General features: G+C 61.7%; 12 protein-coding genes and 1 pseudogene. 4 read left to right on the top strand and 9 right to left on the bottom strand.

Features of this window, described 5'->3' with window-relative positions:
• A pseudogene (tnpA, locus tag SYN60AY4M2_RS06575) lies at positions 1-230 on the top strand (IS200/IS605-like element ISSoc3 family transposase); the annotation flags it as partial.
• A 96-nt stretch (positions 231-326) separates the two neighbouring features.
• Here the strand turns inward: tnpA and SYN60AY4M2_RS06570 are convergent.
• The 7 genes from SYN60AY4M2_RS06570 to SYN60AY4M2_RS06540 all read right to left on the bottom strand — a co-directional run bounded on the left by SYN60AY4M2_RS06570 (position 327) and on the right by SYN60AY4M2_RS06540 (position 8,668).
• A complete protein-coding gene (locus SYN60AY4M2_RS06570; RefSeq protein ID WP_011429170.1) occupies positions 327-1,439 on the bottom strand; it encodes an FAD-dependent oxidoreductase in 1,113 nt (370 codons plus the stop codon).
• Between the two features lie 33 nt (positions 1,440-1,472).
• Positions 1,473-1,619 (bottom strand): photosystem II protein Y, encoded by a 147-nt coding sequence (locus SYN60AY4M2_RS06565; protein ID WP_206336868.1) that lies wholly within the window; start codon positions 1,617-1,619, stop codon positions 1,473-1,475.
• Between the two features lie 435 nt (positions 1,620-2,054).
• On the bottom strand, positions 2,055-3,056 hold the full coding sequence (locus SYN60AY4M2_RS06560; RefSeq protein ID WP_099812557.1) for a M14 family metallopeptidase: 1,002 nt from the start codon (positions 3,054-3,056) through the stop codon (positions 2,055-2,057).
• A gap of 234 nt (positions 3,057-3,290) precedes the next feature.
• Entirely contained in the window at positions 3,291-4,760 is a 1,470-nt protein-coding gene (locus SYN60AY4M2_RS06555; RefSeq protein WP_099812556.1) for a glutamate-cysteine ligase family protein, read from the bottom strand.
• Between the two features lie 55 nt (positions 4,761-4,815).
• Positions 4,816-6,765, bottom strand: a complete 1,950-nt coding sequence (locus SYN60AY4M2_RS06550; RefSeq protein ID WP_240527757.1) for an alpha-1,4-glucan--maltose-1-phosphate maltosyltransferase — start codon at positions 6,763-6,765, stop codon at positions 4,816-4,818.
• 73 nt (positions 6,766-6,838) lie between these two features.
• A complete protein-coding gene (locus tag SYN60AY4M2_RS06545; protein ID WP_099812554.1) occupies positions 6,839-8,191 on the bottom strand; it encodes a TldD/PmbA family protein in 1,353 nt (450 codons plus the stop codon).
• A gap of 153 nt (positions 8,192-8,344) precedes the next feature.
• On the bottom strand, positions 8,345-8,668 hold the full coding sequence (locus SYN60AY4M2_RS06540) for a hypothetical protein (RefSeq protein ID WP_143596990.1): 324 nt from the start codon (positions 8,666-8,668) through the stop codon (positions 8,345-8,347).
• 244 nt (positions 8,669-8,912) lie between these two features.
• Between SYN60AY4M2_RS06540 and SYN60AY4M2_RS06535 the strand changes: the two genes are divergently transcribed.
• From SYN60AY4M2_RS06535 to SYN60AY4M2_RS06525, 3 genes are all read left to right on the top strand, one after another.
• Positions 8,913-9,182, top strand: coding sequence for a TIGR02450 family Trp-rich protein (locus tag SYN60AY4M2_RS06535; RefSeq protein ID WP_011429178.1), 270 nt, complete (start codon positions 8,913-8,915; stop codon positions 9,180-9,182).
• Between the two features lie 292 nt (positions 9,183-9,474).
• Positions 9,475-9,948 carry a 2-C-methyl-D-erythritol 2,4-cyclodiphosphate synthase gene (ispF, locus tag SYN60AY4M2_RS06530; RefSeq protein ID WP_011429179.1) on the top strand — a complete coding sequence of 158 codons (474 nt, stop codon included), beginning with the start codon at positions 9,475-9,477 and terminating at the stop codon, positions 9,946-9,948.
• 182 nt (positions 9,949-10,130) lie between these two features.
• Positions 10,131-11,912, top strand: a complete 1,782-nt coding sequence (locus tag SYN60AY4M2_RS06525) for an ABC transporter substrate-binding protein (protein ID WP_099813278.1) — start codon at positions 10,131-10,133, stop codon at positions 11,910-11,912.
• Between the two features lies 1 nt (position 11,913).
• Here the strand turns inward: SYN60AY4M2_RS06525 and SYN60AY4M2_RS06520 are convergent, their stop codons facing one another.
• Complete coding sequence (locus SYN60AY4M2_RS06520) at positions 11,914-14,079, bottom strand: amylo-alpha-1,6-glucosidase (protein ID WP_099813277.1); 2,166 nt, start codon at positions 14,077-14,079, stop codon at positions 11,914-11,916.
• 86 nt (positions 14,080-14,165) lie between these two features.
• A complete protein-coding gene (locus tag SYN60AY4M2_RS06515) occupies positions 14,166-15,224 on the bottom strand; it encodes a glycosyltransferase family 4 protein (protein WP_099812553.1) in 1,059 nt (352 codons plus the stop codon).
• Positions 15,225-15,548 lie beyond the last annotated feature (324 nt).

Raw genomic sequence — 15,548 nt, 5'->3', positions numbered from 1 at the left:
ATGTGCATCTGTTGGTGAGTTTTCCGCCGGATGTCCAGGTCTCAAAGCTGGTGAACAACCTGAAAACAGTCTCCAGCCGGTTGATTCGCAAAGAGTTCGCCACAGAGGTGGCACGGTTCTACAGCAAGCCTGTATTTTGGACAGGGGCCTATTTTGTTGCCTCTTGTGGTGGGGTCACCGTTGAGGAGTTGAAGAAGTATGTCGAGCAGCAGGCAACGCCCAGATTGTGAGACTCAGGGGCATTGAACCCCTTCGTCTCACCGCCTATCCCCCATCCCGCCAAGCTGCGCTGTGGCAGGAGTACCCCGGAGGTTCTGATGGCGCCGTTAGCGGGCGTGCGCAGGGATCCCCAGCATTTCCAGCAAGGTTTTAGCAGCATCCTGGCCGGAGAGCCAGGCGCCTTCTACTCGCTCCCCGGCACACCAATCGCCGGCACAGACCAACGGCAACCCCTTGCCGGCACCGGCAGGGACGTGGGTGCCCAGGCTGGCCAAACCTATCGTTTCCACAGGAAAAGCGTAGCGCCAGCGATGCACCTGCATCCATTGCGGCGAGGCCAGCCAGGGATCCAGCCGTTTGGCGGCGTGATCCAGCAGTTCTCGACCAGCTTTTTCCAACTCGGCGGGGCCGGCATCCAGATACCGCGACGACCACTCCGCCCCCCCGTGCAAGACCACCAGCGGCGGCAAGGGCTGTAGGCGCTTGCTGCTGTCCAGGGCCAGCCAGGCCAGCATCGGATCCTGCAAACACTTGATCCCCTTCCAAGGCGGCAGCGGCGTGCTCTTTGAATAGCCGGCCAAAACGGCAATGCAGGGCTGGTAGGCGGCGGATCCCGGCAGAGAGAGCAGGTTGTCGGCAGGAGGGATCCCCTCTTGCAGCAAAGGCAACAACTGGGGAGCTGGGATTGCCATCACCACTGCCGCGGCCTCGTAGCACTGGCCGTTTTCGGCCTGTAATTGCCAGGTGGTTGCCAGCGGCCTGAGGCCGACCACACGCGTCTGGGTGTGGATGGACAAGGAGGTGGCTAGCTGTTTGGCCAGCGTCGTCATGCCCTGTGGGCAGATGTAGCGGGGTTTCTCGGCGTTGGAGTCCTCTGGGCGCAACCCCTCTCGATCCAGCAGGTGCAACGAGCGCGTCCATTCCCTCAGCAGCCCCAGGCCCAATAGCTCCTTCAGCCAGCGATAAAAGCTGTCGGAATCGGCGGTCAGGTATTGAACCCCGTGATCTACAGGCACTGTTTGTCCGGCATGCTCAACCCGCCGGGTGGCCATGCGCCCACCCAAACCCACCGATTTCTCCAGCACCAAGACCTCCAGCCCCGCCCGCCGCAGTTGCCGTGCGCAGGCTAGGCCAGCCACCCCGGCCCCGACGACAACGACGTCCGCCGACTTTGCGTTGCCCAGGCCTGGCCTTGCCCCCTGGAGATTTTCGTCTGACATACAGGGCCTATCGGCTGCAACCGGATCCCACCTTCAACTCCCGCTCTTGCCAAAGGGGTTGTTGCCCCTTTCGCCGAAGAGCTTGGCTTCCCCCTTGATGGCAGCCTTGATGATGTTGTAAGCGGCCCAGCCAACCACCAAAACAATGGGTGCCAGGACGATCAGCGGACGGAGATCCATATCCATAGTTTCATCCCCCTCTCATCAACGGAGTAACAAGAGCTTCCAGAGTTAGCAACTGCTGGGATCCCGAAGAGCGAAGCTTTTTTGGGGTTTGGGTTTCGCTTTGGGCGGGGTACAACTCCGGAAGAACGGCTATGTCCAGAATAAACCCAGGTATACCTTCTCCCGCTAAGCCCTGACGGACTGGGGCAAAAACCTCCGCTCACGCCAGCAGGACAGGATCCCTGGATGATTTCTCAGAGTTGCTGCTTACTCAGGATCTTCACACAGCCGGAGAGTGGCTGCTTCGCCGTTCCTAGCCCATTCTGCAGCAAGCCCGGCTTCTGGACAAGAGCTTGCCTTGTTGCCTCTTGCGGGGATGGGCCAATCGAGCTAGGCGAGAACGTCCGTCGCTGGCGCCACGTAGACTGCGCCCGAGAGTAGCGCGGAAGTTTAGCCAGCCAGGGAGTAGCGCTCCATCAAGTAGCAGAGGCAATCTTGGCGGATGATGCGGCTGTTGAGGGTGAGCATGCCGGGCATGATGGGCACGCGGGTGCGAATTTCGCCATCTTGGGCATAGAAGAAGCGATCCGCCACATCTTGGCCCTGCTCGTCTTGTACCTCCAGGTGGAAGCCGTTGTTCGTCCAGCCGATGCGGGTGTGGGGAGGGAGCTCCCGAAAATTGAGGAGATCCAAATCGGGGGGAAAGCGCAGGTGCGGGTCGCCCGCCTCTTCCCCAAAGCCGAAGCTTACCTCGTCTGGGATCTTGACGATGGCGACGCTGTGGAACAGGTCGATATCCTGGCTGAGGACGGGGCGTTGCGGCAGCGCCGACAGGTGCAGGCAGGCTTCCAGAAATTCGCAGGCATGTTGGGTGCCGTGGGGCTGATCCGGCTTGCCACATTCCAGGGTTACCGCCGGGCAGAAGCGCCCAAAGGCCATGCTCTGCACCCCTTCCGGCTTGGTGAAGTAGAGGACGGTGCGCCCAAACAAGGTGGCCAGGTGCAGGGTAGAGGCATCCAAGTAATTGACACAGGCGTAGTGGGGGTTGGTGCCGGTGTTGTTGTGAATATCGACGCTGGCAAACACGCCCCGCTGCTGCATCTGCTGCAGGACGGCCTGGGCCATGGCGTGCTCGGGGGTGGAGCCGGGGCCCCAGATGCGGTTGTAGTCCGGTTGGCCGTCCAGGCGCCGTTGCCCGTAGCGGGCGGCCCGCACATTGCCGATGAAGAGAGACAGAGAACGGGGCAATTCCCGCTGGGCGTGGTGGCGGAGGAGCTGCCGCACCGCCTGCCAACCGGTGGTTTCGTTGCCGTGCAGCAGCACAGAGACAAACAGGGCGGGATCCCGTCGCCCCGGCAGATGGATGAGGGTTGGCCCACCCAATCGGTCGTAAAGCTGATGGGCCTCTAGATCCAGCAGTTGATCCGGTAGATGATCGAGAACGGTGAGCATACTGTTTGGGCTAAGAGGCTCGACTCAAACTTCTGGCTTTTGGCCTCTCTCCCTGGGGTAGGAGGGAGCAGAAGTCCAACGAAGTCCTTGGTCGCGAATGAACCGTTTCGCTGCGGTAGCTCGGGTCGCAACAAGGCCATCTGAGAGAGAGTTTGCCCACTCGAGATGCGGGCCAGGGATCCGCCCTGCCGCCGCGGTGGCCCACCGCTGGTACAACCGGCTGTGGAGAGAGCCCTAGCTGAGATCCCAGGTGTGTACCGGTTGGCCTTGCCGCTGCCGTTCCCAGTAGGCACAGGTTAATTGTTGCATATCTTTACCATGCCGAGCCACATAGCGGCGCTGCCAGGTGGCCCCATTCTGCCCCGACTCCACCCGGGCGCGGAGAATGCCCAGGTACTCCTGAATATCGGAGGGGGCCAGATCCAGTTGAACCAAACCCGCCTCTGCTTGGGGGATCAGCTCTTCCAGCAGCAATTGGCGCAGGGATCCCTGCCAACCCTTGAGCCAAGTGATGGGGGCCTCCAGACCCCAGCGGGCCGCCGTGTAGAAATTGGCGCGGCACTGGGCAAAGCTCAGCTCCTGCTCGGGGGGGACGGGCTGGGATCCCAGAGCTTGCACCAGGCCAAAGTAGAAGGCGGCATTGGCGATCATGTCGGGTAGAGTGGGACCTGCTGCAGCCACCCGCTGTTCAATGCGCAGATGGGGATAGGGATCCACCCCCACCAGAGGGCGGTTCCAGCGCCAGATGGTGCCGTTGTGCAAGCGCAGATGGGCTAGCTCAGTAGGAGGTGAGGCCAGCCTCTGCGGCAACACCACCGGATAGCAGCGTAGATTTTCCCAGAACAACTCCATCAGGGACTCTTGCACATAGCCTTGCCCAAAGGTGACGCGAGGTTGGTGGGTGGGGGCAAGGGGGGGTGGGCCATCCAACGCCTGCTCAAACACAGGGATGCGGGTTTCCGCCCATAGGTCGTGCCCGAACAGATAGGGAGAATTGGCCGCCAGCGCTACCAAGGGGGCCGACACGAGCAGGGAAGCGTTGAAGTAACGGGCCGCTTGGTGGGGGGCCACCTGCAGATGGATTTGAAAAGAGGTGGTGGCTGCCTCCAGCATGACGTTTGGGTGGGTGACCCGCAACCGCCCAGCCGGTCCTTCGATATCTAGCCCCAGGGGCGGGATCCCCGAGGATTGCTCGCGCCGGTGCAGGTTCAGGATCTGCTCGTTGAGGGCCAGATAGCGTTTGCGGGGGGAGATCATCTCCAAGGTTAGCTGCTGCTGCTGCAGCGTGGGTAAAATGCCGATGGTCATCAGCCCTGCCTGCAGTTGCTCGGCCACTCGGCAACAGCGATCCCACCTCTGTTCCAGCTCTTGGCGGAGCTGCTGCAGAGCGGATGCAACCAAAACCTGGGGCCGGCTGTTGAGCTCGATGTTGAAGCGGGCCAGTTCCGGCACCACCAGCGGGTCGTTGACGGCCTCCAGGTAGGCTGAGTTGATCGGGGCCGGATCTCCCTGGGGGGTGACCAGCCAAGCTTCCAGCTCAAACCCGCCCACCGGGGATCCCTGGGCAAAAGGCCGGCAAATGGGATCCAGCCCCGGCAGGCCGGCCAGCCAGCGGTCCAGCAGATCCGTCTCCTGCTGCAGCCGAGCTTTGAACTCGGCAAAGTCCTCTGCGCCAAAGCTGAGGGAGGCAATCTCTTGGCCCATCGAGACAACTCCGCGGCTTTCGTGGATGAGATCACTGCACTGCTGGTATCGGGCTTCAGCTTTCGACGAGAAAAATATGGGCCGGCATCGTCCAGGGATCCAGCTTGATGTAGTTGGTGGATCCCTGCCAGGAGTACTGCTGGCCGTCCAAGAGGTCGATCACCTTGAAAGTTTGCCAGTGTTCCAAACCCAAAGCCCCCAGGTTGAGGGTGACCCAGCCAGATTGAATGTGAAACGGATCCAGATTCACCGCCACCAAAATCCGGTTGCTGCCATCAAAGATGCGCTTGGAGTAGCAGATCAGGGCCTCGTTGTCGGTGGGGTGAAACACCAGGCTCCAGTCGCTTTGCAAAGCCGGGTTTTGCCGCCGGATCTGGTTCACCTGCGCGATCAGAGGCCGCAAGTTATCCGGCGCGTCCAGATCCCAGTGGCGGATTTGGTATTTTTCTGAGTCCAGATACTCTTCGCTGCCGGGGCGGAGCGGGCGGTTTTCACAGAGTTCAAAAGCGGGGCCGTAGATGCCGTAGCTGGCCCCCAGCGTAGCCGCCAGGATGAGGCGCAGCATAAAAGCCGGGCGTCCCCCCTTTTGCAAAAACTCGTTCAGAATATCCGGCGTGTTGGGCCAGAGGTTGGGGCGGTAGTACTCCCGCATCGGGGTTTGGGTGAGCTCGGTGAAGTACTCGGTCAGGCCCCATTTGTCGTTGCGCCAGGTGAAGTAGGTATAGGATTGGGTGAAGCCCAGCTTGGCCAAGGATTTCATCAGCTTGGGGCGCGTAAAGGCTTCGGATAAAAAGATTGTCTCCGGGTGCTTGGCCTTGATCTCGCCGATGCACCACTCCCAGAAGCCAAAGGCTTTGGTGTGGGGATTATCCACCCGAAAGATGGTTACCCCTTGGTCGATCCAGTATTCGATAACGCTTTTTAACTCCTCCCAGAGGGCCTGCCAGTTTTCCGTCTCAAAGTCGAGAGGGTAGATATCTTGGTACTTCTTGGGCGGGTTTTCCGCATATTGAATGGTGCCGTCGGGCCGCTTTTTAAACCATTCCGGGTGCTCTTTCACATAGGGGTGATCTGGCGAACACTGGAAGGCGATATCGAGGGCGATGTCGATGTTGAATTTTTTGGCCTCCGCCACCAAGCGATGAAAATCCTCCAGGGATCCCAGTTGGGGATGGATGGCCTTGTGCCCGCCTTCTGGCCCGCCGATGGCCCAGGGGGAGCCCACGTCATCCGGCTCCGCCGTCATGGCGTTGTTTTTGCCCTTGCGGAAGGTGCGCCCGATGGGGTGGATGGGGGGCAGGTAAAGCACATCAAAGCCCATCTCGGCAATCTGCGGCAGGCGGGCGATCACATCCTGGAAGGTGCCGTGGGTGTGCTCGTCAGGGCCACAGGAGCGGGGAAACAGCTCGTACCAGGTGCTGAAGCGGGCCTTCTCCGGATCCACCCAGACCCGTCGCTCCGGGTAGGCGGTGACGAAGCGGCGCTCGCCGTAGAGCTGCATCAGGGATCCCAGCGTCGGGGAAAGGGCGATCTCGATAGCTGGATCCCCGCCTTGGCGGAGCATTTGGGCGTAGTTGCGCAACTTCGCCGCCAGATCCCCGCTTTGAGCCTGGGCGGCCCGCTCCACGAGCTCCGCCCCGATCAACAGCTCCACCGCCACATCCTGCTCGGCAGCCACCCGCTTGTGCAGATCCTGCTGCCAGGTTTTGAAGGGATCCACCCAGGCCAGAATCCGGTAGAAAGCTTGGCCGATTTGCGTGACCTGGAACTGGGCCCGCCAGCGGTCGTTGCCGAGGGGCTCCATGAAGATCTCCTCCCAGTCGGTTGCCCCGGCCTGGCGGAAACTGAGCACCGCCGAGAGTTGGTCGTGGCCATCGGCGAAGATGTCCGCCTCCACCACCACATACTCCCCCACCGTCCGCTTGATGGCGTAGCGCCCGCCGTCGATTTCCGGCGTCACCGCCTCGATGATGGCGCGTTGCCGACCTTCCGTTGGCCACATCATGATCCCTCAGCTTGCCTTTGCCTGCTCACAGGCTTGCCAGCCTGCCCTTTCAGAATGCCCAACCGACTTTACGTTAGCCCGCCGTTACCGACACATCTTCGATGCGCAGGGCGGGAAAAGCGGTGGTGCCGTTGAAAACGGTTACCTCTTGTGAGATGGCGGAGATATTGCGCAAACAATCGTAGAGGTTGCCGGCAATGGTGGTCTCCAGGATGGGGCGTTTTTCGCCGCCTTTAACCAAAAAGCCCCCCTTCACCACCCCGGAAAAATCGCCAGTGATGGGGTTGCTGCTGCCGGAAAGCCGGGTGACGATAATGCCCCGCTCCATCGCATACAGCTCAGACAAAGGGGTTGTCCCCGGGGCCACGCTCAAACAGGCCGGCCCCACGCCCGGCAAGCTGCCCGCCCCCCCTGTGGCATGGCCGTTGGACGGGATCCCGGCAGCCCGGCCTTCGTAGCTGTTGTACATGAAGTTGCAGAGGATCCCTTCATGGATCAGGGGGGTAATTTGGCGGGGGATCCCCTCGCGGTCGAAGGGCTCGATGGGGTAGCCAGGCAAGCCCAGCCCCTCGGAAACCAACGTCAACAGGGGGCTGGCGATCAGGGATCCCATCTTCTGCGCCAGCGGGCTTTTGCCTTTGCGCACCGCGTCCGCCCCCAGCACAAAGAGGAGATCCCCCAGAAACTCTTCCACCACATCCGGCGGCAGGACGATGGGGCCGCGGAAGCTCTCTCCCTCGGTAGCTCCCAAGGCCCCCACACATTTCTGGACAAAGCGTTCAAAAGCCCGCTCCAGCGCCGGCACCAGATCCGCCCGCTTCTGGACGCTGTCGCCGTCGTAGGCAAAGCTGCCCACCTCGTCCCCATCGATGGCCATGCCGAACAGGGATCCGCCCGCCTCGACGCTGTGGTAGTTGGCGCGGATGCCGGTGGAAGAAGCAATGGCCACGGTATCCTCTTCTACGCTGAACGAGCCGCTGTCGATGGTGATGCGCGGGTCTTGGGAGCGCACCCACTCCACCAGTTGGGATCCCAGTTGCGTCAGCTCGGCGGCATCCAGTTCCAGCAGGCCCGGGTCGAGGGCAAAAGGCACCTGGGGCAGGGGCTGGGGATCTGGCAGGCCGTTGAGGGGATCCGCCGGCGAAGCCTTGGCCATGGCCACCGCCTCAGCAGCCGTCTCCGCCAGATCCTCAGGGCGGTTGGAGGTGGCAAAGCCCAGCCTGCCGCCGCAGAAAACCCGGATGCCGAACAGGGTCTCGCTGCTGCTGCGGGCCAGGTTGAGGTCATTTTTCTCAAAGGTGACTTCCGTCTCGCGGCCTGAGTTGGCGAACACCTCTGCTTGGTCAGCTCCGGCAGCCAAAGCCTTTTGCACACCCTGTTCGCAGAGATCCAGCAGGTTTTCAGGAGAAATGACGGAGCCGGCCATAGAAAACTTGAGATCCGCAAGAGAACAGTTCTATTATCGACCCTAGCAGCAAGGCCTGCCCCAGGAACGGGGCCCAGAAGAGCGCGCCTGTTTCAAGCGGTTCCCTCAGGCGCCGGGATCCGTTTGCCGGCGGTTTTCCGGATCCCTATCGGATCAGGGCTGCTCCAGGGGCTGATCTGAAAAAAGCAGGGGGGCAATGTTGGCTGCCTGGTTGAGCGGGATCTCGTCGTGGATGGCGTACTGATAGAACTGATCCAGCCGCTGACACAAACCTTCTGGGGTCAAAGCCTGCACGTTGGAGCTGATGATGTAGCTCTGGGCAGGAGAGGCCCGAAAGGCCTGAAAGGCTTTGCGACAAAAGGCCTGCTTGGCCTCAGGATCCGCCTGGCGCCACTCCGGCCCCGTCAGTTTGCCGGATAGTGCCGGCTGGGTGGCCGCCCAAGCGCTGGACGCGACCAGGGGCAGTCCTGTTGCCAAGATCAGGCCAGCCAGGATCAGAAACAGAAGGCCTCCCTTTAAAAATATCTGACGAGAAAAGAACTGAAGCCGTTGCCAGTGTTGCCCCATGGTTGGATAGGCTAAAGGTATCCCTTCGATCATACCGATCGCAGGAGAATCCAAAGCGGACGGCTTCTGCTCGTTTTGCCTGCTCCCCAGGGTTCTTGTAACCGTCAAAAAAGCTTGGCCGATCTCAAAACAATTGCCAGCACCCGTCCGTCCCGTGGCTCGCAGCAAACCCCGCCAAAAACAGCGTTTTCCCCACCTCCTCGGCTCCAAGTGGACTTCCGTTCAGCCGGTGATGGGTTGGCGACATTTTCAGGTCGCCGCCCGCCAAGAGGGAGAAGGGGGGCTGGTGTTTGCCGAGCTGAGGGCTGTCTGCGATCCCCAGGTGCGCCTCTGGGTCAACGCCGCCACCCTCAAGAACCGGGATCTCTGGCAGCCGGGCTGGGCACCGCTGGAAGACGGGATCCCTCTAGCGCTGTATCCTTAAGCAAGGGGGAGAAGTCTCGGAGAAAAAAGATGCCCAGGTGCGATGTCTGCGGGAAAGAGCTCAGCTACAGCGATTATCAGTGGGCCAAGCGCTGTACCAATCCCTACGGGAAATCCCACCTCATCTGCTTCGACTGCTACAGTGGCTCTTCTTGTCCCATCTGCTACTCCCCTCTCGAGTCGGCAGAATAGAGAGAGGTCGTTCTCAAAAGCCGCTTGTCCTCTCCCCGTGAGCCAAGCTCTTGGGAGGAAGTGGCAGAGGTCTCGATGGTTTTCCCAAGGGAGCCGGAACAGTGCGCATTGGCCAGGGCTATGACATCCACCGCCTCGTCGAGGGGCGCCCCCTGATCCTAGGTGGGATCCGGATCCCTTACGAAAAAGGGCTGTTGGGCCACAGCGACGCCGACGTGCTCACCCACGCCATCATGGACGCTCTCCTGGGGGCCGCCGCCCTGCGGGACATCGGCTACTACTTTCCCCCCGAAGACGAGCGCTGGAAGGGGGCAGACAGCATTCTCCTCTTGCAGCAGGTGGTGCAACTGGTAGGCCAAGAGGGCTGGCGCATTGCCAATGTCGATAGCGTCGTGGTAGCGGAGCAGCCTAAGCTCAAGCCCCACATCCCCGCCATACAGGCCCGCCTGGCCGAGGCCATGCAACTATCGCCCAAACAAGTAGGCGTGAAGGCCACCACCAACGAAAAACTGGGCCCCGTCGGCCAGGGAGAAGCCATGGCCGCCTTTGCCGTCGTCCTGTTGCTGGAACGCTGAGCCGCCGCTTTCTGGGAAGCACCTGGTCATCGCGCTGCCCAAGCTGCCAAACTGGCAAGCAACCGCTTCAAAAGTTTGCCCCAATTGCCGTGCAACCCCCTGCTGCCTCGATTGGGAGAGGGGCTGGGGGTGAGGGGCGCTGGCGGGCCCTTTCAAACTTGCTCGGATACTCAGCCAAGGAAATGGCAGGCCAAAACACCACCTCAACAGAGCAGCTCAAGAGAAGCCTTTTTGTTCCCCTATTCCTAGGGATCCTCCTCCTCTGGCTTGGCGCCTGTGCTGCTCCCGCCCGCCCGCCCCATCTCATTGCCACCGTTACCTCGGATCCCAAAACCTTCAACACCTATCTGGCCACCGAGAGCTCCAGCCGCGACGCCATCGCCTACCTAGAGGCGGGCCTGGTCACCCTCGATGAAGATACCCTCCTGCCCAAGCCGGAGCTGGCGGAAGGCTGGGAAGTGTCTGAGGACGGCTTGCGCTATGTCTTTACTTTGCGGGAGGGGCTGCGCTGGTCGGACGGGGAGCCCCTGACGGCGGCAGATGTGGACTTTACCTTCAACCGCATCATCTTCGACGAGCGGATCCCGACCTCGGCGCGGGATGTGTTGCGCATCGGCGAGGCGGGGGCGCTGCCCCAGGTGCGGGCCTTGGACGAGCGGCGGGTTGAGTTTGTCCTGCCGGAGCCCTTCGCCCCCTTCCTGTTGCAGGCCGGATCCCCTCTCTTGCCCAAGCACATTCTGGAGCCCACCGTGGAGCAGGTGGACGGCCAGGGCAACCCCCTCTTTTTACAGACCTGGGGAGTTGACACGCCGGTGCAGGAATTGGTGGGGGCCGGCCCCTACGTCTTGCAGGAATATACCCCCGGCCAGCGGCTGGTGTACCGCCCCAACCCCTACTACTGGAAAGGGGAAGGGATCCCGCGCATCGAGCGGGTCATCCTGCGCATCGTGGACTCGGAAGATACGGCCCTGTTGCAGTTTCGCTCCGGCGAGACCGACGTGTTTTCGGTGCGGGGCAGAGACTTTCAGCTCCTGAAGCGGGAAGAAAAGCGGGATCAGTTCACGATTTACAATCTCGGCCCCACCCTCAACAACAATTTCTTTGCCTTCAACCTCAGCCGGGCCCGCAACCCCCAAACCGGACGGCCCTTTGTGGATCCCGTCAAAAGCCGCTGGTTCAACGATTTGAACTTCCGCCGGGCGGTGGCCCACGCCCTAAACCGCCAGTTTTACGTCGAGAGCGTCCTGCAGGGGTTGGGCGAGATCCAGCACTCGGTCTTCTCCCCCGCCAGCCCCTTCTACCTCAGCCCAGCAGAGGGCCTGCCCACCTACGACTACGATCCCGAGAAGGCGCGGCAACTGCTCTTGGCTGCCGGCTATACCTACGACGCCGAAGGCCACCTGCGGGATCCCGACGGCAACCGCGTCCGCTTCAGCCTGATCACCAACGCCGGCAACAACCAGCGGGAGGCCACCGGCGCCTTGATCAAGGCCGACCTGGCGCGGATCGGCATCACCGTGGACTTCACCCCCATCGCCTTCAACACGGTGGTGCAGCGCACCGACAGCCGCGACTGGGAAACCTTGTTGCTGGGCTTTGGCGGCGGCGGCACCGAGCCCAACAACGGCTCCAACATCTGGCGCAGCGATGGCCGCCTGCACCTGTTTAACCTGGGGGATCTGCCCGGCAACCCCGCCGAAGGGGTGGAGGTGAGCGATTGGGAGCGGGAGATCGACCGCATTTTTATCGCAGGGGTGCGGGAGCTGGACTTTGAAAAGCGCAAGGCCCTCTACGACCGCTTTCAAGTGATCATCCAGGAACAACTGCCCCAGATCGGCACCTTCAATCCCCTGGTGCTCTCGGCCCTGCGCAACCGCCTGCAAGGGGTGGATCCCCGCCCCATCCTCGGCCCTCTCTGGAACCTGGATCAGCTCTCCATCCAGGACGTGCTGCAGGAGCGGTAGCCTACCTCACCGTCAGCTCCACCTCCCCCGTGCTTCTAAGGACGTTGATCCCCACCCCTCCTGCCTGGAGATACAGGCCGATGTCCAGGGATCCCCGCCCCACCTGAATGTTCTCAAGAGTTACATGAGGCAGCCATAGGGGCAGGGTGGGCTGAGTCAGGTGCACCCGCTGGGCCAGCCCGTCGATCTCCAGCCCCAGGCAGGCCTGCAGCAGCAAGAACACGCTGGCTGCCGCCCAAGACTGGGGCAGACAGGCCACGGGGTAAAGGGTGGGGCCCTCCCGCTGGCGCCGGCGAAAGCCACAGAACAGCTCCGGCAGCCGCCGCAGCTCCAGAAACTGGCTGGCATCGAACAAGGCCGTCAACACCTGGGCCGCTTCCGCCTTGTAGCCATAGCGGGAGAGCCCGGCTGCAATGAGGGCGTTGTCGTGGGGCCAGATGGAGCCGTTGTGGTAAGACATGGGGTTGTAGCGCCCTTCCCCTTCCGCCAGCGTGCGGATCCCCCAGCCGCTAAAAAAAGCCGGCTCCACAAGTTGGCGGGCAATGCGCTCGGCATGCTGCGGGTGGGCGATCCCGGAAAACAGGCAGTGGCCCATGTTGGAGCTGCGCACGCGGCAGGGCTGCTTGCGCCCGTCCAGAGCCAGGACATACCCCCCCAGCTCCTCGCACCAAAACTGCTCCCAAAACCGCTGCTGCAGCTTTTCTGCTTGCTGTCGCAGCTGGGCTGCCTGCGCCTGCCGCCCCAACAGCTCCGCCATCTCCGCCGCCAACCGCTTGGCCTCGTAGGCGTAGCCCTGCACCTCGCACAGGGCAATGGGCGGCTCCGCCAGGGATCCGTCGGCATGGAAGATGGCGTCTTCCGAATCTTTCCAGCCTTGGTTGCGCAGGCCCCGCCGCGCCTTGCCGGCATACTCCAAAAAGCCGTCGCCGTCGGGATCCCCGTAGGTGTCCATCCAGCTCAGGGCTGCCTCGATATTCGGCCACAACTGCCGCAACAGCTCGAGATCGCCGCTGCGGCGCACATAGCGCCCCGCCAGCACCACAAACAAAGGGGTGGCGTCGATGCTGCCGAAATAATTGCCAAAGGGGATCTCGCGGGTCTTGGCCATCTCGCTGTAGCGCTGCTCGTGCAGGATCTTGCCCGGCTCGGCATCGCGGCTGGGATCCACCTCCTGGGCCTGGTGGGCCGCCAGGTACAGCAGCACCCCCCGTGCCAAATCGGGAAACCACCAGAGGGTGGCCAAGGCGGTGATCAGCGCGTCGCGGCCAAAGACCGTGGCAAACCAAGGTACCCCGGCGTGGGGATAGAGCCCGTAGGGGGTGCGGGCCAGCATCATCACCAGGTCGTCCCGCGAGGCGTTGAGCCACTCGTTAAACTGGGCGTTGCCAGTGTCGATGCGGTGGGCCAGAGCTCTTAGCGCCGCCCGATGCTCCCGCTCCGCCTGCAGGGCCTCCTGGTAGCTCAAGAGCGGGATCTCCTCGCCGCCATAGCTGCAGACTACCCGCACCTCCAAATCCCGCTCCTCCTGGGGCGCCAGCGGCACCCACCACTGCGCCAGCTTTTCCGAGACCACCTCCGGCGCAGGAGAAAACAAGATCCGGGTTTGCCGCTCCACCCCGTCCAGGCCGCGGTAGCGCAAAGTTACCCCTTCTGAGCTCACCTGGGGTGGCAGCACTTGTCCCCGCTGCGAGCGCCGGATGCCGCGAATCTCAAACATATCGGCAAAATCGGCCTCAAAGCGCAGGGTCAGCGGCACCCGAAACGGCTCCGAGCCGTAGTTGTGGATGCGAATCCGCTCGTAGGCCACGTTGTTCCACAAAAAAGTAGTCCGCAGAACATGCAGGGTATCTTGACCGATAAACTGCCCCTTCGAGGTGGTGAACTCGGGGTTGGTCAGATCCACCGCCAGAATATCCTTGTCTTCTCGCACCTCCGAGCTAAGCAACAAAAACTGCTTCCCCTGCAAATCCAAGACCAGCCGCGACAAAAAGCGGGTATCATCCCGAAACAGGCCGTGATCCCGGATGCCGAGGGGGCGCATGTTGCCCAGCCGGTCAAAGATGGCAAAGCAGTTGTCCTGCTTGAGGACGTGGGGACGCGCCTCCACCAGCGAAGCGCTGGCGCGGATGTAGTACTGATCCTGAATCTGAATAATGTCTTCGGCCATCTCGGTCTTCTCAATATCTGGCCCAAATAAGGCGAAAAAGCGGTTCCCAAACAGCACCAGCTTCCACTGGGCAGGGTTGGCATCTGTTAAGCCACCTTTTTCGAGATCTCCTGCCGCTCGTTCACCAGTTGCCGGTAGAGGGCCTCATATTCCGACACCATCCTCTCGACGCTAAACCGCTCCTCAAACACCTGCCGCACCCCGGCTCGGTCAAGGGATCCCACCTTTTCGATTGCCTCTACGGCCTCTTCCACCGAATCGACAATAAAGCCGGAGCGGCTGTCCGCCATCACCTCAGGCACCGAGCCAAAGCGGGTGGCGATCACCGGCGTGCCGCAGGCCATCGCTTCGATCATCACCAGCCCAAAAGGCTCCGGCCAGCGGATGGGAAACAGCACCGCATAGGCCTTGCCCAAGAACTCGCTTTTCTCCTGTTCGGTGATTTCCCCCACGATCTCCACATTGGGGTGGCGGCTGGCCAAAGGCTTAATTTCCAACTCGTAGTACTGGCGATCCACCGCGTCGATCTTGATAGCAGCTTTCAGCGGCATCCCTGCCCGCGCGGCAATTGCAATGGCCGTGTCCAGCCCTTTTTCCGGCGAAACCCGACCCAGAAAGGCCAGGTAATCCCCCTTTTCTGGATAGAAACGGTGGAGATCCAGGGGCAAACCATGGTAGACCGTCCCCACCCAGCGCGCCTGGGGCAGGGGCCGCCGCTGGGCATTGGAGATGGAGACCACCGGAATGTCCTGAAACTCAGTGTAGAGAGGCTGCAGCTCCGGGATGTCCAGTCGCCCGTGTAGGGTGGCCAAAAAAGAGACTTGAGGATGGCGGCGGGCCAGGGCGTAGGGATAGTAGTCGATGTGGCCGTGGATGATGTCGAACTCGTTGGCCATCTGAAAGGCCTTCTCCACCATCAAGATGTGGGGAGCCACCGTATCAATGGCCGTGGGATCCAAGCGCAAAGCCCGCTCCCGGAAAGGGATCAAGCGAGCCTGGGTCTGAGAGTCGCCGCTAGCAAATAGAGTCACCTCGTGCCCGCGCCGCACCAGCTCTTCGGTTAGCCAAGAGACCACCCGCTCCGTGCCGCCGTAGAGCTTGGGGGGCACGCTCTCGTGCAACGGGGCAATCTGAGCAATGCGCATCGTTATCCTCCGAACTAAAAACTTGGCAGCCGTTCGGGGCTGTTGGCTGCGCCGAGCTGAAAGGCGCTTTCCGGGCGCTGATCCCGGCAGCACAGTTGTTTGACAGTCGGTCGCAGATTTTCTTGCTGCTAACAACCCCTTGGCTAAAGCAGGATAAAAACAGGATCCAGTCAGAGCCAGGTTTAGCCTCTATGCTAGCCGGCTGAGCCTGCTACAGGGGCTGGCAAGAAAACACCCCAATTCCCGAATCTGGCCGAACTTTTCCGGGATCCCTGGAGGGAGAAACGTCGGCGGCGCCTCTTGCAAACCCTAGCTTACCCCCGT

It is taken from the genome of Synechococcus sp. 60AY4M2 (assembly GCF_002760375.1).
Taxonomy (GTDB): domain Bacteria; phylum Cyanobacteriota; class Cyanobacteriia; order Thermostichales; family Thermostichaceae; genus Thermostichus.
Note: the sequence above shows the minus strand (reverse complement) of the source record. Positions and strands in the feature narration are given on the sequence as shown.